Below are 23,405 nucleotides of genomic sequence, written 5' to 3' on the forward strand. Positions count from 1 at the left end.
CATCTCCCGCTGTAAACGCAGCGGGAAGGGAGCATAACGCATGTCGGATGACAAATTTGATGCCATTGTGGTCGGTGCGGGCGTTGCCGGTAGCGTTGCCGCACTGGTGATGGCGCGAGCCGGACTGGATGTGCTGGTGATAGAACGCGGCGACAGTGCCGGATGTAAAAATATGACCGGCGGGCGTCTTTATGCCCACTCGCTTGAAGCGATCATCCCAGGCTTTGCTGCATCAGCGCCGGTAGAACGCAAAGTTACACGCGAGAAAATCTCCTTCTTAACCGAAGAAAGCGCCGTTACCCTCGATTTTCACCGCGAGCAGCCAGATGTTCCGCAACACGCTTCTTATACCGTATTGCGCAATCGTCTCGACCCGTGGTTGATGGAACAAGCCGAACAGGCGGGCGCGCAGTTTATCCCGGGTGTTCGCGTTGATGCGCTGGTGCGTGAAGGTAACAAGGTCACAGGCGTCCAGGCCGGGGATGATATTCTCGAAGCCAATGTGGTGATTTTGGCTGATGGCGTTAACTCGATGCTTGGCCGTTCGTTGGGAATGGTCCCCGCCTCCGATCCGCATCATTACGCTGTTGGTGTTAAAGAGGTTATTGGCCTCACGCCAGAGCAAATCAGCGATCGCTTTAATGTTACGGGCGAGGAAGGTGCCGCCTGGCTGTTTGCCGGTTCCCCTTCTGACGGCCTGATGGGCGGCGGATTCCTCTACACCAATCACGATTCCATCTCATTGGGTCTGGTTTGCGGATTGGGAGATATCGCCCATGCGCAAAAAAGCGTGCCGCAAATGCTGGAGGATTTTAAACAACACCCCGCCATTCGCCCACTGATTAGCGGTGGCAAACTGCTTGAATATTCCGCGCATATGGTGCCGGAAGGCGGTCTGGCGATGGTACCGCAGCTGGTTAACGATGGTGTGATGATCGTCGGTGATGCCGCCGGTTTCTGCCTCAATCTGGGTTTTACGGTTCGCGGAATGGATTTAGCCATCGCATCGGCACAGGCTGCCGCCACAACGGTGATCGCCGCCAAAGAACGCGCGGATTTCTCCACCAGCAGTCTGGCGCAATACAAAAACGAGCTGGAACAAAGTTGCGTTATGCGCGATATGCAGCATTTTCGCAAGATCCCGGCGCTGATGGAAAACCCGCGCCTGTTTAGTCAGTATCCGCGCATGGTCGCCGACATCATGAACGATATGTTCACCATTGACGGCAAACCAAACCAGCCGGTACGAAAAATGATTCTCGGACATGCGAAGAAAATCGGGCTGATCAACTTGCTGAAAGATGGCATTAAGGGAGCAACCGCGCTATGAGCCAGAACGCTACGGTCAACGTTGACGTTAAATTAGGCGTCAATAAATTCCATGTTGATGAGGGCCACCCGCACATCATTCTGGCGGCAAATCCCGACATCAATGAATTTCAAAAATTAATGAAAGCCTGCCCTGCCGGACTGTATAAGCAGGATGACGCGGGAAACATTCATTTTGATTCCGCCGGTTGTCTGGAGTGCGGCACCTGTCGGGTGCTGTGCGGCAACACTATTCTCGAACAATGGCAATACCCCGCAGGCACCTTCGGTATTGATTTCCGTTACGGCTAATCACGCATCCCACAGGCCCGCACGTCGGGCCTGACGTTCTGTTTCGAGAGCCCAAAATGAAAGTGACATTAACGTTTAACGCGCAGCGTCGTGCAGCCTATCGACAACAAGGATTGTGGGGCGATGCTTCGCTGGCCGACTACTGGCAGCAGACTGCACGCGCGATGCCAGACAAAATAGCCGTTGTCGATAATCATGGCACATCGTACACCTATAGCGCACTCGATCACGCTGCGAACTGTCTGGCAAGCTGGTTACTGGCTAACGGTATTGAATCGGGCGATCGCATCGCTTTTCAACTGCCTGGCTGGTGTGAATTTACTGTTATCTATCTTGCCTGCCTGAAAACCGGTGCGGTTTCCGTGCCGTTGTTGCCTTCCTGGCGAGAAGCTGAACTGGTGTGGGTGCTTAATAAGTGTCAGGCAAAAATGTTTTTTGCACCGACGTTATTTAAACAAACGCGTCCGGTAGATTTAATCCTCCCGCTGCAAAATCAGCTTCCACAGCTACAACAAATTGTCGGCGTTGACAAACTAGCCCCCGCCACCTCTTCTCTCTCGTTAAGTCAGATTATTGCCGACAATCCCCCGCTTGCCGTCGCAACATCGGTCCACGGCGATGAATTAGCAGCGGTGCTGTTTACCTCCGGAACTGAGGGCATGCCAAAGGGTGTGATGCTGACGCATAATAATATTCTCGCCAGCGAGCGGGCTTATTGTGCGCGGCTGAACCTGACCTGGTTGGATGTCTTTATGATGCCTGCACCACTCGGTCACGCAACGGGGTTTCTGCATGGCGTAACGGCACCATTTTTGATTGGCGCTCGCAGCGTGTTGTTAGATATTTTTACCCCAGAAGCCTGTCTCTCGTTACTTGAGCAGCAGCGTTGTACCTGCATGCTCGGCGCCACGCCATTTGTCTATGATTTGCTTAATTTACTGGAAAAACAGCCTGCGGACCTTTCAGCACTGCGTTTCTTTCTTTGCGGTGGCACCACAATCCCCAAAAAAGTGGCGCGTGAATGCCAACAGCGCGGCATTAAATTATTAAGCGTTTATGGCTCAACAGAAAGTTCGCCGCATGCGGTGGTGAATCTTGACGATCCTTTGTCGCGCTTTATGCACACCGATGGTTTTGCCGCCGCTGGCGTGGAAATTAAAGTGGTCGATGACGCACGCAAGACCTTACCACCAGGTTGCGAAGGCGAAGAGGCTTCGCGTGGCCCCAATGTGTTTATGGGTTATTTTGATGAACCTGAATTAACCGCCCGTGCGCTGGATGATGAAGGCTGGTATTACAGTGGCGATCTCTGCCGCATGGATGAGGCTGGCTATATAAAAATAACCGGACGCAAGAAAGATATTATTGTCCGCGGCGGTGAAAATATTAGTAGCCGTGAAGTGGAAGATATTCTATTGCAGCATCCTAAAATTCACGATGCTTGTGTGGTTGCAATGCCCGATGAACGCTTAGGTGAACGTTCATGCGCCTATGTAGTGCTTAAAGCACCGCATCATTCATTATCACTGGAAGATGTAGTGGCATTTTTTAGCCGTAAACGGGTCGCAAAATATAAATACCCTGAACATATCGTGGTGATCGAAAAACTGCCGCGCACTGCCTCCGGTAAAATACAAAAATTTTTATTAAGGAAAGATATTCTTCAACGGCTGGAGCAAACATGCGTTGAGGCATAAACCGTAAATAATAAAGCACCTTATACGTAAGGTGCTTTATTCAATCTCAATTAACCACGTCCGACATATGGCATATTATTTGCCATAATCGTTATTTCCAGCACATTCGTGGTAACTGGCAACTGGGCCATCATCTGAATGGCCGCTGCGACATCAGCAACATCCATCATATCTTCCGCTTTAATAGCGCCATCTGCCTGATAAACGCCCTTACGCATCCGATTCGATAATGTTGTTTCAGCATTGCCGATATTAATTTGCCCGCAAGCGATATTAAATTTGCGACAATCCAGGGAAATGGCCTTGGTCAACCCGGTGACAGCATGTTTCGACGCCGTGTATGGCGCAGTATAAAGGCGCGGTGTCAGTGCAGAAATTGACGCATTGTTAATAATACGTCCTCCCATTGGCTGCTGCGCTTTCATGATTTTAATCGCCTCTTTCGAACACAAAAATGTCGAGTGAATATTGGCGTTAAACACGCGTGTCCACTCAGAAAACTCAATCTCTTCTATACTTTTTGCCGGACTATTATTGCCCGCATTATTGAACAAGAGATCCAGTCGACCAAAACGAGCCTTAATCTCGGCAAATAGCGCGAAAACGGCAGACTCATCCGTGACATCGGCAACCAGAGGAATAAACCGTTCTTTGGCTAATCCTTGTGCACATTGCTGTAAGGTTTCTTCATTACGCGCGGCAACAATAACAGTATATCCAATGTCATAGAGTGCCTTTGCTGCTGCGTAGCCGATGCCTTTACTTCCCCCCGTCACCAGGGCAATTTTTGTCATAGCCAGCTCCGCCTATAATAAACTCATGTCGATTTTAACGACTGTTTTTTTGATTTTTTCCACGTTATCAATTTTATAACATGCCCGATGCACTTCTTCCGGGAAGACCACCACAAACTGACCTGGCGTCAGAGTGATGACTCGATCATTAATACGTTCATCGGCATAAAAAATAACGTCACGGTCGCCCAGGTGACTTTCTACAACCGAATTTTTTCCATCATCAAAATCCACACAAATCCGCTCTTCTCCGGCAATTAAGAAATGGACATCAAGATATTTACGATGAACTTCCGGTCGGCATTCATGTAGTGGTTTAGTCATCAGTTCAACCACAGTATAAAATATTGAGTCATCCTGAATAAAAACCTTCTCCCCCACAGGAACACTATTCAGATCATGTTGTGAAAGATACTCAATGACACGAGCGATGACAGGATGAAATGTCCGCTTTTGTTGTTCACTAAGATACGCGATATCACCATAAATCATATTTTCCGCCTTATTGAGTAACAGGGGTAATAACTGGCTGTCCGCTAAAGAAAGCCTGTAAGTTATCAAAAACCAAATCCGCCATCGCATTAAATGTTTCGCTCGTACCACTGGCGATATGTGGCGTAAGGACAACGTTATCCAGCGACATTAATTGTTCTGGTACATGTGGTTCGTTGGCATAAACGTCCAGTGCCGCACCAGCAATGATGTTATTTTGCAGAGCATCAATCAGATCGGTTTCGTTCACCACTGATCCCCGGGAAATACTGATCAAATGCCCGTTTTTCCCCAGAGCCTGCAGCACCGTTTTGTCGATAACGCCGCGCGTACTCGCGCCGCCTGGCAGCGTCAGAACGAGGAAGTCCACCGCTTGCGCCAGAGAAACCAACGAATCATGCGCCGTCCATTCAGGTTTGTTATGCGGTTTGGGGTCGAAATAGTGAATTTCCATTTCAAATGCTGCTGCACGGCGGGCTACAGCGTTACCAATGTTCCCCAGGCCAACAATTCCGCAACGTTTACCACTCACTTTCGTCGCCATTGGGAAACGCCCTTCGTTTGGCCAACGACCGTCACGAACATAACGATCGGCAATGTTAATACGTCGGGCAACATTGAGTAACAACGCCATGCCAATGTCAGCGACACAGTCATTAAGTACACCGGGGGTGTTGGTGACGATAATGCCATGCTCCCTGGCAGCCACGATATCAATAGGGTCATAACCTACACCGTTGCTGGCAATAATTTTCAGATTCGGAAATTTTTCAATTAGCGCCCGAGAAGCCCCCATTACCGGATTACCACTGGTCACCAGCGCCTGAATATCCGGCGCGATTTGCGTGTAAAAAGCGTCTGCGTCGGTCAGTTCCCACAGGCGATATGCGGTGAAGGTAGATTCAACTTTAGCCATTAAGCGGTCACTTAGTTTGCCGACGATCGCCACTTGAATATCTTTTAAGTTCATACACTATTCCTTGATTGATGTTTGCCGCAGGCCACTTACCACAGGCCAAGAATTTTCCACCACACCGCCCCCAGTCCGAACCAGATGACAATGTTCAACAACATGATGATAAAGCCCAGCCGCCACCATTCTCGTTGCGAGACATAGCCTGCGCCGTAATAGATCACTGCAGGTCCGTTGCCATAATGCGAAATGCCGCTCATCAGGTTAGTGACGAACGCCAGTGACAGAGCCGCCATCATCGGCGGTGCGCCAGCAGCAACGGAGACACTGCCAAAAGCGGCATACATCGCTACTACATGCGGCGTACTTCCGGCAAAGAAATAGTGGGAATAGCAGTAAACTATCAGCAATACCGTCAACGTTATCTCCCATGGAATGCCGGTGAACAGAGCCGAGGTTGTGACGGCAAACCATTTGAACAGGCCAAGCTGATTGAGCTTATCTGCCATACAGATCATGACGCCCAGCCAAACCAGAATGTCCCAGGCCCCCTTCTCTGACTGCACATCCTGCCAGGTGATAATCCGGGTCATCAACATTAAACAGACACCAGAAAGCGCGACAGCCGTCGCATCCAGTCCTGTCCATTTCGAGGTACTCCAGGCCAACAATGAAAGCAGGAAAATGCCAATCGTCACTCGCTCATCGCGGGTTACCGGCCCCATTTTGATAAGCTCTTCCTGTGCCAACGCTTTGGCTTCTGGCGTTTTTTTAATCTCTGGCGGGTAGAGTTTGTAAATAACCAGCGGCATGGTGATAAAAGCAATAATCCCCGGCACCAGTGCGCTTAGTGTCCACATCCCCCATGAGATATCGACAAATAAAGTGCTGGCTGCCAGAGACACAATCAGCGCATTAGGCGCGCTGGCTGTCATAAACATAGAGGATGAGAGACAGTTGGAATGGAACACTGTTTGCATCAGATAAGCGCCAATTTTACGCGGCCCCTGATCCGGTTCAGATCCAAAGCTGTTAGAGACACTGCGAACAATCGGGAACAAAATCCCACCGGCTCGGGCCGTATTTGATGGCGTAGCTGGCGCAATAATCATATCGCTTAACGCCAATGTATAACCGAGACGCAACGAGCTGCCGCCGAATCCGCGAATCAGCAAATAGGCGATACGCCGCCCTAACCCCGTTTTGATGAATCCTTTCGCGTACAGGAATGCGGCGACAATAAGCCATACCGTGGTGCTGCTGAAACCTTTTAAGGCTTCGCTGGTTTTCATCATGCCGGTAAGCATAATAAAACTGATGGCTATTAATGCGATAGCGCCTACCGGCAACGGTTGCAGAATAAACGCCACCACTGTGGTGATGAATATTGCCAGAATGTGCCAGGTTAAGGGTGTTAATCCGTCGGGGACGGGGAAAAACCAAATAGCGAGTGCGACAATCGCACAAATCAGGACTTTCAAATAGCAACTCATATGCAATCCCTGTAGCTGTTTCCCACCGCTCGCGGAGGGAATTTATCCTGTTTTCTGTACAGCCAGACAAATCAGAAAATCGGTTTTAGTTCGAATAAATTCTCTGAATTACATAATCTGCGCTTATGTCTGAATAACGGTGTGGTAATTTTTCATGACCATATCCCTTTTTATGCTGTGGTTGAAGACAGTATAAAAACGGGACTCACCAGTGACTTCGTGCAATCCAACGAACTCTGGACGAAAAAATTACGCATATGCTTAAGGAAAATGACGAGTGGTCACATTCGGCTTTGAGAAAAAACGGTATCGAGAATTAATCTGTGGAGAGGATCGCAAACGAATTGAAATCAGATAGAACACCAGCCAATTATTCAGATGATGTCAGGAAGCTTTTTATATTGCACGAGCACGTTTGTCTGAAGCAGGTTGTTAAAAGGTGGGGATATAAAAATGGACCCGGCGACTGAACGCCGCCGGGGTTATATTTTATTTCTTAAGTTCAGCCAGACTTAACCATGTTTGCACCACGGTATCCGGGTTCAGGGATAAGCTATCGATCCCCTCTTCCATCAACCAGGCGGCAAAGTCTTCGTGGTCAGATGGACCCTGACCGCAAATGCCAACATATTTGCCCTGTTTCTTCGCAGCACGGATAGCCATCGACAGCAATGCTTTCACGGCTTCGTTGCGCTCATCGAACAGTTCAGACACCACGCCGGAGTCACGGTCCAGACCGAGTGCCAACTGTGTCATGTCGTTTGAGCCGATAGAGAAACCGTCGAAATATTCAAGGAACTGTTCAGCCAGCAAGGCGTTGGACGGAATTTCGCACATCATGATGATTTTCAGCCCGTTCTCGCCACGTTTCAGTCCCTGACGCGCCAGCTCTTCAACCACCGCTTTCGCCTGGTCAACGGTACGCACGAACGGGATCATGATTTCTACGTTGGTCAGCCCCATGTCGTTGCGCACACGTTTCACCGCTTCACACTCCAGCGCGAAGCAGTCGCGGAAGCTGTCAGAAACGTAGCGGCCCGCGCCACGGAAGCCCAGCATCGGGTTCTCTTCATGCGGCTCGTAACGCTCACCGCCCACCAGATTGGCGTATTCGTTGGATTTAAAGTCAGAGAGACGGACAATGACGCGTTTCGGATAAAACGCGGCGCCCAGCGTCGCGATCCCTTCGGTCAGACGGCCAACGTAGAATTCACGCGGAGAATCAAAGCCTTTCATCATCTCGCGAATTTCATTTTGTAACTGCGGTTCCTGGTCGTCAAACTCAAGCAATGCGCGGGGGTGTACGCCAATCATGCGGTTGATGATAAATTCCAGACGCGCCAGACCTACGCCTTCGTTCGGCAGGCAGGCAAAGTCAAATGCCCGGTCAGGGTTACCAACGTTCATCATCACTTTCAACGGCAGATCCGGCATGGTTTCCACGCTGGAGCTTTTCACACTGAATTCAAGCAGTTCAGCATAAACGTAACCGGTATCACCTTCGGCACAGGAAACGGTGACGTTCTCACCGTCTTTCATACGTTCGGTCGCATCACCACAGCCCACTACCGCCGGAATACCCAGTTCACGGGCGATAATTGCCGCGTGACAGGTACGCCCGCCACGGTTGGTGACGATGGCTGACGCTTTCTTCATGATCGGTTCCCAGTCCGGGTCGGTCATGTCAGTGACCAGCACGTCACCAGGTTCAATGCGGTTCATTTCGCTGATGTCATGAATGACTTTCACCGGACCCGCGCCGATGCGATGACCGATAGCGCGGCCTTCGGCGATAATCTTGCCCTGTGAATGCAGCGTATAACGCTCCATAACCTGACCGCGAGAACGCACAGTTTCTGGACGCGCCTGCACAATGAATAGTTTGCCAGTGTGGCCATCTTTCGCCCACTCAATATCCATCGGGCGACCGTAGTGTTTCTCAATTTGTACGGCCTGTTTTGCCAGTTCCTGCACTTCTTCGTTGGTCAACGAGAAGATGTCACGCTGTTCCTGCGGTACGTCTTCAATTTTAACCTGCTTGCCGTGTTCCTGGGTCGGCGCGTAGACCATGCGGATTTTTTTCGACCCCATGGTGCGGCGCACGATAGCCGGGCGATTCGCCGCCAGCGTCGGTTTATGCACATAAAACTCATCCGGGTTAACCGCCCCCTGTACCACCATTTCACCAAGACCCCATGCGGAAGTGATAAATACCACCTGGTCGAAACCGGATTCGGTATCAATGGAGAACATCACCCCAGAAGATGCGAGGTCAGAGCGCACCATCCGCTGAACACCGGCGGAGAGCGCCACACCACGGTGATCGTACCCCTGATGCACACGATATGAGATGGCGCGGTCGTTAAACAGAGAAGCAAAGACATGTTTCACTGCCACGAGGACGGCGTCAAACCCCTGAACGTTGAGGAAGGTTTCCTGCTGACCGGCAAAAGAGGCGTCCGGCATATCTTCTGCGGTGGCGGAGGAACGCACCGCAAAAGAGGCATTTTCGTCATCGGCGGAAAGCTGTGCATAGGCTTCGCGGATGGCGTTTTCCAGCGCAGGCTGGAAGGGAGTGTCGATAATCCACTGGCGGATTTGCGCGCCCGCTTTCGCAAGCTGGGTAACATCGTCAATATCCGTTTTATCCAGCAGTTCATAGATGCGCTGGTTTACGCCGCTTTGGTCCAGAAACTGGTTAAACGCGTCGGCGGTTGTGGCGAAACCATTCGGAACGGAAACACCCATTCCGGAAAGGTTAGTAATCATTTCACCCAGGGAGGCATTTTTGCCCCCAACCCTGTCTACATCATTCATGCCGAGTTGGTTATACCAAAGCACCAGCGGTGACGAGCCATTGTTGGACATCGAACAATCCTTTTGTGATAAATGAACGGTTTGAGAAACACATTTCTGCGTATTTATCTTTGCATATTTAACCGGATGAAAAAAACGGTGAATCGTTCAAGCAAATATATTTTTTACTTTTTAAGACTGATCCCAGCGTTGCGCAAATCCGCTATCTTCGGTAATTTCCACATAAACCATCGGTATAAATGAAAGCGTAAAAATGAAATACTGTTTTCATAAAATATAAAATTGAAGTTTCATTTTATAAACCTGGCATAACTTTCTACGCTTCTGTGCGTTTTTAATTTATGCTTTCATAGAATTATGTCTGCATCACGGGAAGAACAAAATGGATAATGCTGTTGATCGCCACGTTTTTTATATTTCTGATGGTACGGCTATAACTGCGGAGGTATTAGGACACGCAGTGATGTCACAATTTCCCGTTACTATCAGCAGTATTACGCTGCCGTTTGTCGAAAATGAGAGCCGTGCTCGGGCGGTGAAGGATCAGATTGACGCAATTTATCACCAGACGGGTGTGCGCCCGCTGGTTTTTTACTCCATTGTGCTACCAGAAATCCGCGCCATCATTTTGCAAAGCGAAGGTTTTTGCCAGGATATTGTGCAGGCGCTGGTTGCTCCTCTCCAGCAAGAAATGAAACTGGACCCGACGCCGATTGCTCACCGAACCCACGGCCTGAACCCTAATAATCTCAATAAATATGATGCGCGCATTGCGGCAATTGATTACACCCTCGCCCATGACGACGGTATTTCGCTGCGCAATCTGGATCAGGCTCAGGTGATCCTACTCGGTGTCTCTCGTTGTGGTAAAACCCCCACCAGCCTGTATCTGGCGATGCAGTTTGGTATCCGCGCGGCAAACTACCCCTTTATTGCCGATGACATGGATAATCTGGTGCTACCAGCGTCGCTCAAACCGCTTCAGCATAAATTGTTCGGCCTGACTATCGACCCGGAGCGTCTGGCGGCGATTCGCGAAGAGCGTCGGGAGAATAGCCGCTACGCCTCGCTTCGCCAGTGTCGAATGGAGGTCGCGGAAGTGGAGGCGTTGTACCGTAAAAATCAGATTCCGTGGATTAACAGTACCAATTATTCGGTAGAAGAGATTGCCACCAAGATCCTCGATATCATGGGCCTTAGCCGGAGAATGTACTAGAGAACTAGTATAAGAGTTCGTTTTTTTGTTATTATGCCGTCAATTGAGCGAAGTGTTGCCTGCCTCGCACTTGAAATCAGCAGGGATTGGTTTATCGTGATGCGCATCACTTCTTGGCGTCCCTGCCGTTGAAGCAACAAATTTCTGAGACTTGTAATGAACAGAACTGACGAACTCCGTACTGCGCGTATCGAGAGCCTGGTCACGCCCGCCGAACTCGCGCTACGGTATCCCGTAACGCCTGGCGTCGCCAACCATGTCATTGATTCCCGCCGCAGAATTGAAAAAATACTGAATGGTGAAGACAAGCGGCTATTGGTCATTATTGGCCCCTGCTCGATCCACGATCTCACCGCTGCCATGGAGTATGCCACCCGTCTGCAGGTGTTGCGCAACCAGCACCAGTCACGGCTGGAAATTGTAATGCGCACCTATTTTGAAAAACCGCGTACCGTTGTCGGCTGGAAAGGGCTAATCTCCGATCCGGATTTAAACGGCAGCTATCGCGTAAATCACGGCCTCGAACTGGCTCGCAAACTACTTTTGCAGGTAAATGAACTGGGCGTGCCCACCGCAACCGAGTTTCTCGATATGGTGACCGGTCAGTTTATTGCGGACTTAATCAGCTGGGGCGCAATTGGCGCACGTACTACCGAGAGCCAGATCCACCGTGAAATGGCGTCAGCACTCTCCTGTCCGGTAGGTTTTAAAAACGGCACTGATGGCAACACGCGGATTGCCGTGGATGCTATCCGCGCTGCCCGCGCCAGCCACATGTTCCTCTCCCCGGACAAAAATGGTCAGATGACTATCTATCAGACCAGCGGCAACCCATACGGCCATATTATTATGCGTGGCGGCAAAAAACCGAACTACCATGCCGATGATATCGCCGCAGCCTGCGATACATTGCATGAGTTTGATTTACCTGAACATCTGGTGGTGGATTTTAGCCACGGTAACTGCCAAAAGCAGCACCGCCGTCAGTTAGAAGTCTGTGAAGATGTTTGCCAACAAATCCGCAATGGCTCCACGGCGATCGCCGGAATTATGGCAGAAAGTTTCTTGCGCGAAGGTACACAAAAAATCGTCAGCGGTCAGCCGCTCACCTACGGTCAGTCGATTACCGATCCTTGTTTAGGTTGGGAAGATACTGAACGTCTGGTGGAAAAACTCGCCTCGGCGGTAGATACCCGCTTCTAAGTCATTGCCCATTCCTGACAGAATGGGCATTTCTCCGCAACTTGTTGTCTTCTCAACAAATTACTACTTGCTCTGGCTCGTCATAATATTGATAATAAAAATCATTGTTATATTAATTATTATTAATTTTTATGCATTATACGGATAGCAGCAAACTCACGACTGAAACGGATGCAAATCGCAAGGCCCCTTCCCCGCAGCCCATCCGGCGAATTACCAGCCAGACACTGTTAGGTCCGGATGGTAAACTGATTATTGATCATGACGGGCAAGAATATCTGCTCCGTAAAACTCAGGCTGGCAAGTTGCTGCTGACCAAGTAGCCTTTAACTCGAGCAGCTCACTTCCAGCCGTTTTCCCCAGTCCGGTGGGCGGCTGACATAGTCATCATCTCTGTCGCTGAAAGGATTTCGCAACGCCTCATGCAGACGGTGTAATTCCGTCATATCGCCCTTTTCCGCCGCTTCTATCGCCCGTTGCGCCAGCCAGTTTCGCAATACCAGCGCAGGGTTAACGCTCTGCATCAGTTGCTGACGTTCACTATCGGCAACTCCGTCTTGCTGCAAACGCGCCCGATAACGCGTAAACCACTCATCAAATGCCGCACGATCAATAAACTCATCACGCAGTGGTGAAGCCGCACTGTGCTGCTCGGTCAGACTCAGCATGCGGAATGTGCGAGTATAATCGCTGCGCTCTTGCGCCATCAGACTGAACAATTTATTCAGTAACACGTTATCCTCTTTTTGCTCCGTCATAAAGCCCAGCTTCTGCCGCATACGTTTTCCATAATGCGTCAACAAAACCTGTTGATAGCTGTCCAGCGCCTCGTTTAACGCGTCGACTGTGATAAACGGCGACAATGTCTGCGCCAGACGCTGTAAATTCCACAACGCGACGGCAGGTTGATTATCAAAGCTGTAACGTCCCTGATGATCAGAGTGATTACAAATAAAGCCCGGTTCATAATCATCGAGGAAACCAAATGGACCGTAATCCAGCGTCAGCCCAAGAAGCGACATGTTATCCGTGTTCATCACACCATGTGCAAAGCCGACTGTCTGCCAGCTGGCGATTAACGAAGCCGTACGAGCGACAACATCGGTAAACCAGAGGCGGTATTTATCCTCTTCATCCTGAAGATGCGGCCAGTGATAACGAATGGCAAAGTCAGCAAGCTGGCGAACTTTTTCCGGTTCCCGACGATAGTAAAAGTGTTCAAAGTGGCCAAATCGCAAATGACTCTGCGCTACGCGCATCAGCATCGCGCCTGATTCGACCGTCTCCCGGTAAACCGGTGTGTCGCTGGTAACAATGCTCAAGGCGCGCGTTGTCGGAATGCCCAGCTGATGCATTGCCTCACTGGCAAGACTTTCGCGGATCGTTGAACGTAAAACCGCACGTCCATCGCCCATCCGCGAATAAGGCGTCAGCCCCGCACCTTTCAGATGCCAGTCCATGGTGGTGCCGTCGGCAAGCTGTTGCTCGCCGAGTAAAATGCCGCGGCCGTCGCCAAGCTGCCCCGCCCATACACCAAACTGGTGACCACTGTAGACCTGGGCCAGTGGTGACATGCCCGGCAGTAAAGTTTCGCCGCCCCAGACACCCGCACCGCTTTCAAACAGCGATGATGGAACACCCAGCGTATTGGCCAGTTCGGCGTTATACCAAATCAACCGGGCATTATTTAAAGGCGTAGGGGAAAGCGATGTATATGTAGCCGGCAATTCATCACGCCAGCGGGTAATAAAAGACAGGGTCATAGATCCTCCTGTTTGATAGTGTAGACGGTTACTCTCGCCTTAAACACCAGCAAACAAGAGGGTTATCGCTGGACCAGCGTTGTTATCTGGCTTACGGGAACTGCGGGCCACAAGCATCCCTGAAAAGCATGGAAACCAAACGGCGCCATCTGTGCCAGCATCTCTGGTGTATTAATACCAGCGGCAATAATACAATTGCAGCAAGGTAAAATTTGCGCATGGAGCGCACGAATAAAAGGCGCGAAAGATTTATGGACTATTTGTTGCTGAATAAAACCTTTATCCAGCATGACGCGAGTGAAAAGCCCATCAAAAACAGCCTTCATTGTACTGTTGCCCGCACCCAAATTTCCCAAAACCAGAGGGAAAATTTGCGATAAGTGCAAAAGTTCGCAATTATTTTTTCCCTCATTAAGATGCGGATAATTTTCATTAATCATCAATTCAACAAAGGGAATTCTTAATAGTTTGCTTGCGTAATTATGTCCATCTAATAATAACTTTGCTACTTGTGGCGTTAAATTAATCCAGGCAAAGAGTTTGTGTTGAATAAAAAAATGTTGGCATGATTTTAGTAACTCCAACTTTTCGGCAAATAATTGCCAATGCTGCTCCTCTGAAAGCTGTGCAATAACCCGTGTTGTCGGGATGCGAACCGTACCGTCGTCACTGGAGAAATGGGTTATTAACTCAACCCCAACAAGATTTTGTTGGCTGTCTCTTATCGGTAGAAAATAGTAATCAGAATGATAAAGATTCTCCAGTAAGACCTTCATGGTAACAGCCCCTCTCTACGGATTTTTTTCAACATCCAGATAAAAAGTTTGAGGCCATACGGCATAACAAATACAGAAGGAATAACTTTCATTTGTTCCATGTTAACCACTTTTTCAGGGGTCCTTTTTTTAGATTATCCTGAGTATAAACGAATATTCCATTTGCGGTATTTTTGTCTGCAAAATACTACTGTATTCAGGAGTTAACAGACGGTGCGGTATCATCACCGTCCATTTATTGAGAGACTAGATTCGTCTCGCCTGCCAGAAATTTTTCTGCCAGTAGACATTATCGAGGGAAGAACGCATCACCCCCTTGCTGGTAGAGGCGTGAATGAATTGATTGTTGGTATCGTAAATACCCACGTGTAAACCATTTTGCCCGGAACCTGTTTTGAAAAAGACCAGATCGCCCGGCAGCAATTCTTCTTTATCAATTTGGGTACCGATAGCGGCCTGTTGTTTTGTTTCGCGTGGTAACTGCAAGTCGAAACGGTCGCGCATCGTCACAACCACGAACCCCGAACAGTCCACACCACGTCGAGTCATGCCGCCATAACGATACGGCGTCCCATGCCAGCTCTGTAGTTGCTCGTTCAAACCGGCAATGACAGTAATGGAGTCAGAAAGTCTGGCGTTTGGCGGCGGCGCTTTATGATGGCTACACCCAGCCAGAAACAGTGCTGTAATTAAAATTAGGCAGAAACGCATTCCGTACGAATCCTCTGTTTTTTATTCTTGCATTAATTTAGCGTCGAAATTACCCGTTTTTCAAGATGCTAATGAAATCAGGTGGTCGAAATCAGCATTCGGTGACCTTCAATGTCCAGACGACGGAAGCTCATACCATAAGCCTGGGCCAGATTCGGAGGCGTTAGTACCTCATCTCGCCGCCCACTGGCCAGCAATTTTCCTTGTTTAAGTAACCACGCCCGATGCGCGTGACGCAATGTGTGGTTAAGATCGTGACTACTCATCACTATCGCCACACCTTGCTGACAGAGCGAGCTCAAAATTTTATCTAACGCGCTTTGCTGGGCAACATCAAGGCTGTTCATGGGCTCATCAAGGAGAAGCAATTGAGCTGCCGGATTCGCTTGCGGCGTGATTTGTAGCACCACAGCAGCAAGACGGACACGTTGCCATTCGCCACCGGAAAGTTGATTGGTGCTACGACCAAGTTTGTCATCAAGGGCCAACATCCCTGCGACATCATTTAGCAGATCGGTTCGCGTTTTATCGTACTGGTGCATGGTCAGGTAATGCCAGACCGGCATAGCAAACGGCGGCGTCTGCTGTTGTGCAAGATAGGCGCGATGCAGGGCGAGTTTTGTTGCGGGCCAGGTATCCAGTGGTTGACCTGCAAACTGAATGCTTCCCTGACCACTGGTTATCCCCGCCATTCGCGCCAGCAAGGTGCTCTTGCCCGCGCCGTTCGGCCCCACCAGATGCAGGATCTCCCCTGCCCGGACCTCGCCAGAAAGCGGCCCCAGGCGGGTTGATTCCGCTACATCCTGTAACTGCATCACAATAGACATTATTTTGCCAACGCCAGTTTAATGCTTTCCATTACGATAGGATCTTCCGGCGTCATATCCGGGGAAAAACGCTGGATGACCTTTCCATCTCTACCCACCAGAAACTTTTCAAAATTCCACAAAATATCATCAGGGTACAGTGGCGCACGGCCTTTACTGGCCATTCGCGCATAGAAACCGCTCTCTTCCGGTGCCACCGCCGTCGGCGCAGCCGCAATCAATTTTTGGTATAGCGGATGACGCCCTTCGCCATTGACCTCAATCTTACTGAACATTGGGAACGTCACGCCCCAGGTGGTGGTGCAATAAGTTTTAATCTCTTCATCGCTACCAGGTTCTTGTTCCAGGAACTGGTTGCACGGAAATCCCAGCACGACAAGACCACGATCGGCCCAGGCTTTCTGGATGTTCTCCAACTGTTCATATTGCGGCGTTAAGCCACACTTTGAAGCGACATTGACAATCAGCAGCACTTTACCGGCATATTTCTCCAGCGTAGTCACTTCTCCGTCAATCGTCTTCACTGCGGTGGTCAGAATGGGATCTTGCATCGTGTCTCCTGGATAAGGTCAGTAAAAATCTTAGCTTTTAATCATAGACCGTCTTTATGCGGCTAACGTCCTGCTTTTAACAATAACCAGATAAACACTGGCGCGCCCAGGGTGGCGGTGACCACGCCAATCGGTAACTCTGCGGAAGCCAGCGCCAGTCGAGCAACAATATCGGCAAGCAGCAACGCCGTAGCACCTGCCAGCGCGCAGCCGGGAAGTAATACCCGGTGATCGGTTAATCCGCACAGCCGCAAAATATGCGGGATAACCAGGCCAATAAACCCAATAGCGCCAGCCAACGCCACACTGACACCGACCATCCAACCGGTAGCCGCGACCAACACATTGCGCCAGAACCACAGCGGTAACCCCAGTTGCCGCGCCGAAATTTCACCCAGCGCTAACATATTCATTGGTCTGGACTGACAGCAAATCCACAACAACACCGGAATCAGGGCCACCATCAGCCAACTTTGCCGCCAGTCTACACCACCAAAGCCGCCCATCATCCAGTACATCAGTTGGCGTAAATCAACAGACGTGGAAAAGTAGATGGCCCACGTCATTAACGCGCTACAGATGATACCCAGCGCAACACCAGCCAGCAGTAATCGACTGGTTGAAAGGTGACGGCGGGCAAAACGCAAGAGAATTAAGGTGATAATAAGTGCGCCAGCAATCGCACACAGCCCCAGCGCCCAGTCTGGTAGCTGTCCTTGCCCGAGCAATACAGCGGCGATAAGCCCCACTCCAGCGCCGTTAGAGACGCCAAGCAGCCCCGGTTCCGCGAGAGGGTTTTCAAACAGCGCCTGCATGACCGCGCCTGATAAGGCCAGTGCCGCGCCAACCAGCAATACAGCCAGGGTACGTGGCAGGCGAATTTGCCAGACAAACAGTTCGCCACGAGGTGTGAACCAGTCGGCGGGTGAAATCCATTGTTCACCAGCGCAAAGGCTTAAGAGAAGCGCCAGCAACATCAATGCTGACAGGCATAATAACCAGCGAATATTTTGTCGCTGTTGTTGGCGGGCAAGTGTCAGCATGGTATCCGTTCTGCTGAAGTGTCATTTCGTTGATTTTACGGCGACTCTTCTACAGTGAAAAGAAAAAAGGCCGCAGAGCGGCCTTTTTAGTTAGATCAGATTACTCGTCTTTGGGTGTGGCGTTTTCGACCCGGCTTTTTAACTTCTGTCCGGGTCTGAAGGTCACCACGCGCCGTGCTGTAATGGGAATATCTTCGCCCGTTTTCGGGTTACGTCCCGGGCGTTGATTCTTATCACGCAGATCGAAGTTACCAAAACCAGAGAGTTTCACCTGCTCGCCGTTTTCCAGAGCGCGACGGATCTCTTCGAAAAACAGTTCAACCAGTTCTTTGGCATCCCGCTTGCTAAGCCCAAGCTTATCAAACAGATATTCTGACATTTCAGCTTTTGTAAGCGCCATAGGTTCAATCCCTCAATGATGCCTGGAATCGCTCTTTTAATGCCTCTACACATTTGGCGACGGTAGCGGCAATCTCCTCTTCTTCGAGTGTACGGCTGGTATCTTGCAGGATCAGGCTAATGGCGAGGCTTTTATACCCCTCCGCAACACCCTTACCGCGGTACACGTCAAACAAGTTTACGCCAACTACCTGATTTACGCCAACTTTCTTACATTCGGATAAAATATCCGCTGCGGGAACGTTTTCTGCAACCACAACCGCGATGTCACGACGGTTCGCAGGGAAGCGAGAAATCTCGCGCGCCTGAGGCACCACGCGGTCTGCGAGCTTGTTCCACTCCAGTTCAAACACCAGAGTGCGACCGTTAAGATCCAGTTTACGTTCCAGTTCAGGATGAACAACCCCAACAAAACCAATGCGTTCACCTTTCAGATAAATCGCTGCAGATTGTCCCGGATGCAGTGCCGGATTCGCTTCTGCACGGAATTCAACATCAGCCAGTTTACCGGTCAGGTCGAGAACGGATTCAAGATCGCCTTTCAAATCATAGAAATCAACCGTCTCTTTTGCCAGGTTCCAGTGCTCTTCGTAACGGTTACCGCAAATCACACCAGCTAACATCAGATCCTGACGAATGCCCAATGGCGCCTGAGTATCTGGCACAAAACGCAGACCGCTTTCAAAAATGCGCACACGGTTTTGCTGACGGTTCTGGTTGTACACAACAGTTGCCAGCAGGCCTGTCCACAGAGAAAGACGCATTGCCGACATTTCAACGGAAATCGGGCTTGGCAGCAATAAGGCTTCTACGCCCGGGTGGATCATCTGCTGAACTTTCGGATCAACGAAACTGTAGGTGATCACTTCCTGATAGCCTTTATCGTTGAGCAGCGTTTTCACGCGCTTGAGCGACAAATCGGCTTCACGGTGAGTCCCCATAATCAGGCTCGCCTGTACCGGCTCATCAGGAATATTGTTGTAGCCGTAGACACGCGCAACTTCTTCGACCAGATCCTCTTCAATCTCCATGTCGAAACGCCAGCTCGGCGCAACAGCCTGCCACTCGTCTTTGCCTTCGGTCACTTCGCAGCCGAGACGACGCAGAATGTCAGTCACCTGCTCATCGGCAATATGATGGCCGATCAGGCGATCCAGTTTGCTACGACGCAGAGTGATGGTCGCACGCTTCGGCAGCGTTGCTTCGTTGGTGATATCAATTACCGGGCCAGCTTCACCGCCGCAGATATCAATCAGCAGACGGGTCGCTCGTTCCATCGCTTTGTACTGCAATGCCGGATCAACGCCGCGCTCGTAGCGGTGAGACGCATCGGTATGCAGGCCATGACGACGAGCACGGCCGGTGATCGACAGCGGGCTGAAGAAAGCGCATTCCAGCAGGACGTTTTGCGTTTCTTCATTCACGCCAGAATGTTCACCACCGAAGATACCGCCCATCGCCAGCGCCTTGTTGTGGTCGGCGATAACCAGGGTGTCAGCATTCAGCTTCGCTTCAGTACCGTCGAGCAGTACCAGCGTTTCGCCCTCTTTCGCCATCCGCACCACAATGCCGCCTTCGATACGATCTTTGTCGAAAGCGTGCATCGGCTGGCCCAGTTCGAGCAGCACATAGTTGGTTACGTCAACGACTGCATCGATAGAACGAATCCCGCAACGACGCAGTTTTTCTTTCATCCACAGCGGAGTTGGCGCTTTAACGTTAATGCCTTTTACTACGCGGCCAAGATAACGCGGGCAGGCTTCCGGTGCTTCTACTGCAATCGGCAGCGTGTCATCGATGGTTGCACCAACCGGGATAATTTCCGGTTCAACCAGCGGAAGCTGGTTCAGCACGGCGACATCACGCGCTACGCCGATAATGCCTAAGCAGTCAGCACGGTTTGGCGTCACACTGATTTCGATGGTGTTGTCATCAAGTTTCAGATATTCGCGGATGTCGGTGCCAATTGGCGCATCCGCAGGCAGTTCGATAATACCGTTATGATCGTCAGAAATACCCAGCTCAGAGAAGGAGCACAGCATCCCTTCAGACGGTTCACCGCGCAGTTTCGCCGCTTTAATTTTGAAATCGCCCGGCAGAACAGCACCAATAGTTGCCACCGCCACACGCAGGCCCTGACGGCAGTTTGGCGCACCACAGACGATGTCCAGCAGGCGATCGCCACCGACGTTGACTTTAGTCACTCGCAGTTTGTCGGCATTCGGATGCTGCGCACATTCAACCACTTCACCAACGACCACGCCGTGGAAGCTACCGGCAACCGGCTCTACACCGTCAACTTCCAGACCCGCCATCGTGATTTGATTCGCCAGCGCATCGCTGTCAATCGCCGGGTTCACCCATTCGCGTAACCACAGTTCACTGAATTTCATAATCTATTCCTGCCTTATTTAAACTGTTTGAGGAAACGCAGATCGTTTTCGAAGAATGAACGCAGGTCGGTAACGCCATAACGCAACATGGTCAGACGCTCCATCCCCATCCCGAAGGCGAAACCGGAGTAAACTTCCGGGTCAATGCCAACGTTACGCAGCACGTTCGGATGCACCATCCCGCAGCCCAGTACTTCCAGCCATTTGCCGTTTTTACCCATGACGTCCACTTCTGCAGATGGTTCGGTGAACGGGAAGTAGGAAGGACGGAAGCGAATCTGCAAATCTTCTTCAAAGAAGTTACGCAGGAAGTCGTGGAGCGTGCCTTTCAGGTTGGTGAAGCTGATGTTGGTATCAACAATCAGACCTTCCATCTGATGGAACATCGGTGTGTGGGTCTGGTCGTAGTCGTTACGGTAAACGCGACCAGGCGCGATAATACGAATCGGCGGCTGCTGGGCTTTCATGGTGCGGATCTGCACGCCAGAGGTCTGGGTACGCAGCAGACGAGTAGCATCAAACCAGAAAGTGTCGTGGTCAGCGCGCGCCGGGTGGTGGCCAGGAATGTTCAGAGCATCGAAGTTATGATAATCGTCTTCGATTTCCGGCCCGGTTGCCACGGTAAAGCCAAGCTCACCGAAGAAACTTTCGATACGGTCGATGGTGCGGGTAACCGGATGCAGGCCACCGTTTTCGATACGACGACCTGGCAGGGAAACATCAATAGTTTCTGCAGCCAGACGCGCATTCAGCGCCGCGTTCTCCAGTTCAGCTTTGCGCGCATTCAGCGCCTGCTGAACTTGCTCTTTCGCCTCGTTGATAACCGCACCAGCTGCCGGACGTTCTTCTGGCGGCAGCTCACGCAGGGTCGTCATCTGAAGGGTTAAGTGCCCTTTTTTACCCAAATATTCGACGCGCACATTGTCTAACGCGGCAACATCTGACGCCTGGCTAATGGCCGCCTTCGCACTGGCAACCAGTTCTGCGAGATGTGACATGGTTTTCCTCATTGTGTCAGTGGTGACACTGGTTCGTTGGACTTAGAGCCTATCCCATCAGGCTATTTTACTTGCCATTTTGGTCCCGGGCAGTGCTCGAAATCCTCACGTACTCAAGTACGCTCCGGTTTCTCCGCGCTGGCCGTGTCCAGAGTGGCTGCGACAATTACGCCTGATGAGACAGACTTTTTATTCTTCAAAACGCGCATACAAAAAAAGCCTCCACTGGGAGGCTTTCAGGCGCTGTTTTCCGTTTCTCTTCTCACGCGCTAGCCTCCTGGAGTCAGGTGCTAAAGTAAAAAAAGAAGCGGAAAATAGCAGCATTCATTGCTTGCGTTACCTTTTGGTACTTTTCAAAAGACCTTTATTGAAAAGGCTACAGCGATAAAAGTCAATGTTCTGATGGTGTTGAAACGAAAAGAGGGAGACAAGCTCCCTCTTTCAACTGGCTTATGCCAGAGCTGCTTTCGCTTTTTCAACCAGAGCGGTGAACGCTACTTTGTCGAATACAGCGATATCAGCCAGGATCTTACGGTCGATTTCAACAGAGGCTTTTTTCAGGCCATTGATGAATTTGCTGTAAGAAATACCGTTCTGACGTGCTGCTGCGTTGATACGCGCAATCCACAGTTGACGGAACTGACGCTTACGTTGACGACGGTCACGGTAAGCATACTGACCAGCCTTGATAACAGCCTGGAAGGCAACGCGGTATACGCGAGAACGCGCACCGTAGTAGCCTTTAGCTTGTTTCAAAATTTTCTTGTGACGTGCGCGTGCAATAACACCACGTTTTACGCGAGCCATATGTGCTCTCCTGTATCTATATTCTAATTAAAAAGTTAAAAAACGTTAACGGCTTATGCGTACGGCAGGCACGCGATTACCAGGCCCAGATCGCCTTTGGAAACCATGGCTTTCGGACGCAGGTGACGTTTACGTTTGGTCGCTTTTTTGGTCAGAATGTGACGCAGGTTAGCGTGCTTGTGCTTAAAACCACCTTTACCGGTTTTTTTGAAGCGCTTCGCAGCACCGCGTACGGTCTTAATTTTTGGCATTTTAATAACTTCCACTTCGCATTGTTGATAAACAGAAACAAAGGCGAACAAAGCCTGCGAAGCCCGAAGGCTCCACAGACAACGCTACTTGAAGGCCTTACTGTTTCTTCTTAGGAGCGAGCACCATGATCATCTGGCGGCCTTCGATCTTCGTTGGGAAGGATTCGACCACTGCCAGTTCTTGCAAATCGTCTTTCACGCGATTAAGCACTTCCATACCGATTTGCTGGTGCGCCATCTCACGACCGCGGAAACGCAGTGTGATCTTGGCTTTATCACCCTCTTCCAGAAAGCGAATCAGGCTGCGGAGTTTTACCTGATAGTCGCCTTCATCTGTACCAGGACGGAATTTGATTTCCTTAACCTGGATAACTTTTTGCTTTTTCTTCTGTTCCTTAGAAGACTTGCTCTTTTCATAGAGGAATTTGCCGTAATCCATGATACGACAAACCGGCGGCTCGGCGTTAGGGCTGATCTCGACTAAGTCTACTCCGGCTTCTTCTGCTTTCTCCAGAGCTTCTCTCAGACTCACAATACCAAGCTGCTCGCCTTCCAGACCTGTTAAGCGAACTTCCTGGGCGCGAATTTCGCCATTGATACGGTTAGGGCGCGCCGTTTGAACTCGTTTTCCGCCTTTAATA

General features: G+C 50.4%; 24 protein-coding genes and 1 other annotated feature. Of the genes, 6 read left to right on the plus strand and 18 right to left on the minus strand.

All coding sequences use genetic code 11. The annotated features are described in order from the left end of the window. Positions 1 to 40 precede the first annotated feature (40 nt). The 3 genes from H9644_RS03670 to fadK are packed head-to-tail and all read left to right on the plus strand — an operon-like array spanning position 41 to position 3,317. A complete protein-coding gene (locus H9644_RS03670) occupies positions 41 to 1,330 on the plus strand; it encodes an FAD-dependent oxidoreductase (RefSeq protein WP_191773263.1) in 1,290 nt (429 codons plus the stop codon). After that, positions 1,327 to 1,620: a ferredoxin family protein gene (locus H9644_RS03675; RefSeq protein WP_000081086.1), complete on the plus strand. Its 294-nt coding sequence runs from the start codon at positions 1,327 to 1,329 to the stop codon at positions 1,618 to 1,620. Before H9644_RS03670 ends, H9644_RS03675 begins: the two co-directional genes overlap by 4 nt. A gap of 56 nt (positions 1,621 to 1,676) precedes the next feature. Continuing rightward, complete coding sequence (gene fadK, locus H9644_RS03680) at positions 1,677 to 3,317, plus strand: medium-chain fatty-acid--CoA ligase (protein ID WP_191773265.1); 1,641 nt, start codon at positions 1,677 to 1,679, stop codon at positions 3,315 to 3,317. 50 nt (positions 3,318 to 3,367) lie between these two features. On the opposite strand, the gene H9644_RS03685 is transcribed toward fadK, so the two are convergent. The 5 genes from H9644_RS03685 to ppsA form a co-directional block, all read right to left on the minus strand. Next, on the minus strand, positions 3,368 to 4,111 hold the full coding sequence (locus H9644_RS03685) for an SDR family oxidoreductase (RefSeq protein WP_064529109.1): 744 nt from the start codon (positions 4,109 to 4,111) through the stop codon (positions 3,368 to 3,370). 12 nt (positions 4,112 to 4,123) lie between these two features. Further along, positions 4,124 to 4,603 (minus strand): YhcH/YjgK/YiaL family protein, encoded by a 480-nt coding sequence (locus H9644_RS03690; RefSeq protein WP_064529110.1) that lies wholly within the window; start codon positions 4,601 to 4,603, stop codon positions 4,124 to 4,126. Positions 4,604 to 4,613: 10 nt separating this feature from the next. After that, complete coding sequence (locus H9644_RS03695) at positions 4,614 to 5,573, minus strand: 2-hydroxyacid dehydrogenase (RefSeq protein ID WP_191773267.1); 960 nt, start codon at positions 5,571 to 5,573, stop codon at positions 4,614 to 4,616. A gap of 35 nt (positions 5,574 to 5,608) precedes the next feature. Continuing rightward, the gene (locus tag H9644_RS03700; protein WP_064529112.1) at positions 5,609 to 7,009 is read right to left on the minus strand and encodes an anion permease; all 1,401 of its coding nucleotides are present in this window, start codon (positions 7,007 to 7,009) and stop codon (positions 5,609 to 5,611) included. Positions 7,010 to 7,498: 489 nt separating this feature from the next. Continuing rightward, a complete protein-coding gene (gene ppsA / locus H9644_RS03705; protein WP_191773269.1) occupies positions 7,499 to 9,877 on the minus strand; it encodes a phosphoenolpyruvate synthase in 2,379 nt (792 codons plus the stop codon). 331 nt (positions 9,878 to 10,208) lie between these two features. Here ppsA and ppsR point away from each other — a divergent pair, with 331 nt between their 5' ends. The 3 genes from ppsR to hemP all read left to right on the plus strand — a co-directional run bounded on the left by ppsR (position 10,209) and on the right by hemP (position 12,568). After that, complete coding sequence (ppsR, locus tag H9644_RS03710) at positions 10,209 to 11,042, plus strand: posphoenolpyruvate synthetase regulatory kinase/phosphorylase PpsR (RefSeq protein ID WP_000368046.1); 834 nt, start codon at positions 10,209 to 10,211, stop codon at positions 11,040 to 11,042. A gap of 156 nt (positions 11,043 to 11,198) precedes the next feature. Continuing rightward, entirely contained in the window at positions 11,199 to 12,245 is a 1,047-nt protein-coding gene (aroH, locus tag H9644_RS03715; protein ID WP_064529114.1) for a 3-deoxy-7-phosphoheptulonate synthase AroH, read from the plus strand. A 131-nt stretch (positions 12,246 to 12,376) separates the two neighbouring features. Further along, on the plus strand, positions 12,377 to 12,568 hold the full coding sequence (gene hemP / locus H9644_RS03720) for a hemin uptake protein HemP (RefSeq protein WP_064529115.1): 192 nt from the start codon (positions 12,377 to 12,379) through the stop codon (positions 12,566 to 12,568). A 3-nt stretch (positions 12,569 to 12,571) separates the two neighbouring features. Here hemP and selO read toward each other — a convergent pair whose 3' ends face one another. The 13 genes from selO to infC form a co-directional block, all read right to left on the minus strand. Next, positions 12,572 to 14,008: a protein adenylyltransferase SelO gene (selO, locus tag H9644_RS03725; RefSeq protein ID WP_191773272.1), complete on the minus strand. Its 1,437-nt coding sequence runs from the start codon at positions 14,006 to 14,008 to the stop codon at positions 12,572 to 12,574. 62 nt (positions 14,009 to 14,070) lie between these two features. Beyond that, on the minus strand, positions 14,071 to 14,784 hold the full coding sequence (locus H9644_RS03730; protein ID WP_064529117.1) for an EAL domain-containing protein: 714 nt from the start codon (positions 14,782 to 14,784) through the stop codon (positions 14,071 to 14,073). Positions 14,785 to 15,030: 246 nt separating this feature from the next. Further along, positions 15,031 to 15,495, minus strand: coding sequence for a C40 family peptidase (locus H9644_RS03735; protein WP_064529118.1), 465 nt, complete (start codon positions 15,493 to 15,495; stop codon positions 15,031 to 15,033). A 77-nt stretch (positions 15,496 to 15,572) separates the two neighbouring features. Further along, positions 15,573 to 16,322 (minus strand): vitamin B12 ABC transporter ATP-binding protein BtuD, encoded by a 750-nt coding sequence (gene btuD / locus H9644_RS03740; protein ID WP_191773274.1) that lies wholly within the window; start codon positions 16,320 to 16,322, stop codon positions 15,573 to 15,575. Further along, positions 16,322 to 16,873, minus strand: a complete 552-nt coding sequence (btuE, locus tag H9644_RS03745) for a bifunctional thioredoxin/glutathione peroxidase (RefSeq protein WP_191773276.1) — start codon at positions 16,871 to 16,873, stop codon at positions 16,322 to 16,324. Before btuE ends, btuD begins: the two co-directional genes overlap by 1 nt. Positions 16,874 to 16,935: 62 nt before the next feature. Next, the gene (gene btuC / locus H9644_RS03750) at positions 16,936 to 17,916 is read right to left on the minus strand and encodes a vitamin B12 ABC transporter permease BtuC (RefSeq protein WP_064529121.1); all 981 of its coding nucleotides are present in this window, start codon (positions 17,914 to 17,916) and stop codon (positions 16,936 to 16,938) included. 100 nt (positions 17,917 to 18,016) lie between these two features. Further along, positions 18,017 to 18,316, minus strand: a complete 300-nt coding sequence (ihfA, locus tag H9644_RS03755; protein WP_002440155.1) for an integration host factor subunit alpha — start codon at positions 18,314 to 18,316, stop codon at positions 18,017 to 18,019. 4 nt (positions 18,317 to 18,320) lie between these two features. Then, complete coding sequence (gene pheT / locus H9644_RS03760) at positions 18,321 to 20,708, minus strand: phenylalanine--tRNA ligase subunit beta (protein WP_191773278.1); 2,388 nt, start codon at positions 20,706 to 20,708, stop codon at positions 18,321 to 18,323. Positions 20,709 to 20,722: 14 nt separating this feature from the next. After that, entirely contained in the window at positions 20,723 to 21,706 is a 984-nt protein-coding gene (gene pheS / locus H9644_RS03765; RefSeq protein WP_057980791.1) for a phenylalanine--tRNA ligase subunit alpha, read from the minus strand. A 209-nt stretch (positions 21,707 to 21,915) separates the two neighbouring features. Next, positions 21,916 to 22,040 (minus strand) — a sequence feature (Phe leader region). Then, the gene (gene pheM / locus H9644_RS03770) at positions 21,990 to 22,034 is read right to left on the minus strand and encodes a pheST operon leader peptide PheM (RefSeq protein ID WP_001386830.1); all 45 of its coding nucleotides are present in this window, start codon (positions 22,032 to 22,034) and stop codon (positions 21,990 to 21,992) included. It overlaps the preceding feature by 45 nt. 116 nt (positions 22,041 to 22,156) lie before the next feature. Beyond that, a complete protein-coding gene (gene rplT / locus H9644_RS03775) occupies positions 22,157 to 22,513 on the minus strand; it encodes a 50S ribosomal protein L20 (protein WP_000124850.1) in 357 nt (118 codons plus the stop codon). Between the two features lie 53 nt (positions 22,514 to 22,566). Beyond that, on the minus strand, positions 22,567 to 22,764 hold the full coding sequence (gene rpmI, locus H9644_RS03780) for a 50S ribosomal protein L35 (RefSeq protein WP_001124225.1): 198 nt from the start codon (positions 22,762 to 22,764) through the stop codon (positions 22,567 to 22,569). Between the two features lie 97 nt (positions 22,765 to 22,861). Beyond that, positions 22,862 to 23,404, minus strand: a complete 543-nt coding sequence (infC, locus tag H9644_RS03785; protein WP_001700733.1) for a translation initiation factor IF-3 — start codon at positions 23,402 to 23,404, stop codon at positions 22,862 to 22,864. Position 23,405: the final 1 nt, after the last annotated feature.

It is taken from the genome of Escherichia whittamii (genome assembly GCF_014836715.1).
Classification (GTDB): Bacteria; Pseudomonadota; Gammaproteobacteria; order Enterobacterales; family Enterobacteriaceae; genus Escherichia; species Escherichia whittamii.

Coding starts and splice junctions, on each gene's coding strand:
- rplT (WP_000124850.1), bottom strand. CDS start 22,513: ATGGCTCGCGTAAAACGTGGTGTTATTGCACGCGCACGTCACAAGAAA.
- pheS (WP_057980791.1), bottom strand. CDS start 21,706: ATGTCACATCTCGCAGAACTGGTTGCCAGTGCGAAGGCGGCCATTAGC.
- aroH (WP_064529114.1), top strand. CDS start 11,199: ATGAACAGAACTGACGAACTCCGTACTGCGCGTATCGAGAGCCTGGTC.
- ppsR (WP_000368046.1), top strand. CDS start 10,209: ATGGATAATGCTGTTGATCGCCACGTTTTTTATATTTCTGATGGTACG.
- ihfA (WP_002440155.1), bottom strand. CDS start 18,316: ATGGCGCTTACAAAAGCTGAAATGTCAGAATATCTGTTTGATAAGCTT.
- H9644_RS03675 (WP_000081086.1), top strand. CDS start 1,327: ATGAGCCAGAACGCTACGGTCAACGTTGACGTTAAATTAGGCGTCAAT.
- fadK (WP_191773265.1), top strand. CDS start 1,677: ATGAAAGTGACATTAACGTTTAACGCGCAGCGTCGTGCAGCCTATCGA.
- H9644_RS03735 (WP_064529118.1), bottom strand. CDS start 15,495: ATGCGTTTCTGCCTAATTTTAATTACAGCACTGTTTCTGGCTGGGTGT.
- btuD (WP_191773274.1), bottom strand. CDS start 16,322: ATGTCTATTGTGATGCAGTTACAGGATGTAGCGGAATCAACCCGCCTG.
- hemP (WP_064529115.1), top strand. CDS start 12,377: ATGCATTATACGGATAGCAGCAAACTCACGACTGAAACGGATGCAAAT.
- pheT (WP_191773278.1), bottom strand. CDS start 20,708: ATGAAATTCAGTGAACTGTGGTTACGCGAATGGGTGAACCCGGCGATT.
- ppsA (WP_191773269.1), bottom strand. CDS start 9,877: ATGTCCAACAATGGCTCGTCACCGCTGGTGCTTTGGTATAACCAACTC.
- H9644_RS03695 (WP_191773267.1), bottom strand. CDS start 5,573: ATGAACTTAAAAGATATTCAAGTGGCGATCGTCGGCAAACTAAGTGAC.
- H9644_RS03700 (WP_064529112.1), bottom strand. CDS start 7,009: ATGAGTTGCTATTTGAAAGTCCTGATTTGTGCGATTGTCGCACTCGCT.
- H9644_RS03690 (WP_064529110.1), bottom strand. CDS start 4,603: ATGATTTATGGTGATATCGCGTATCTTAGTGAACAACAAAAGCGGACA.
- btuE (WP_191773276.1), bottom strand. CDS start 16,873: ATGCAAGATCCCATTCTGACCACCGCAGTGAAGACGATTGACGGAGAA.
- H9644_RS03670 (WP_191773263.1), top strand. CDS start 41: ATGTCGGATGACAAATTTGATGCCATTGTGGTCGGTGCGGGCGTTGCC.
- btuC (WP_064529121.1), bottom strand. CDS start 17,916: ATGCTGACACTTGCCCGCCAACAACAGCGACAAAATATTCGCTGGTTA.
- rpmI (WP_001124225.1), bottom strand. CDS start 22,764: ATGCCAAAAATTAAGACCGTACGCGGTGCTGCGAAGCGCTTCAAAAAA.
- H9644_RS03685 (WP_064529109.1), bottom strand. CDS start 4,111: ATGACAAAAATTGCCCTGGTGACGGGGGGAAGTAAAGGCATCGGCTAC.
- selO (WP_191773272.1), bottom strand. CDS start 14,008: ATGACCCTGTCTTTTATTACCCGCTGGCGTGATGAATTGCCGGCTACA.
- H9644_RS03730 (WP_064529117.1), bottom strand. CDS start 14,784: ATGAAGGTCTTACTGGAGAATCTTTATCATTCTGATTACTATTTTCTA.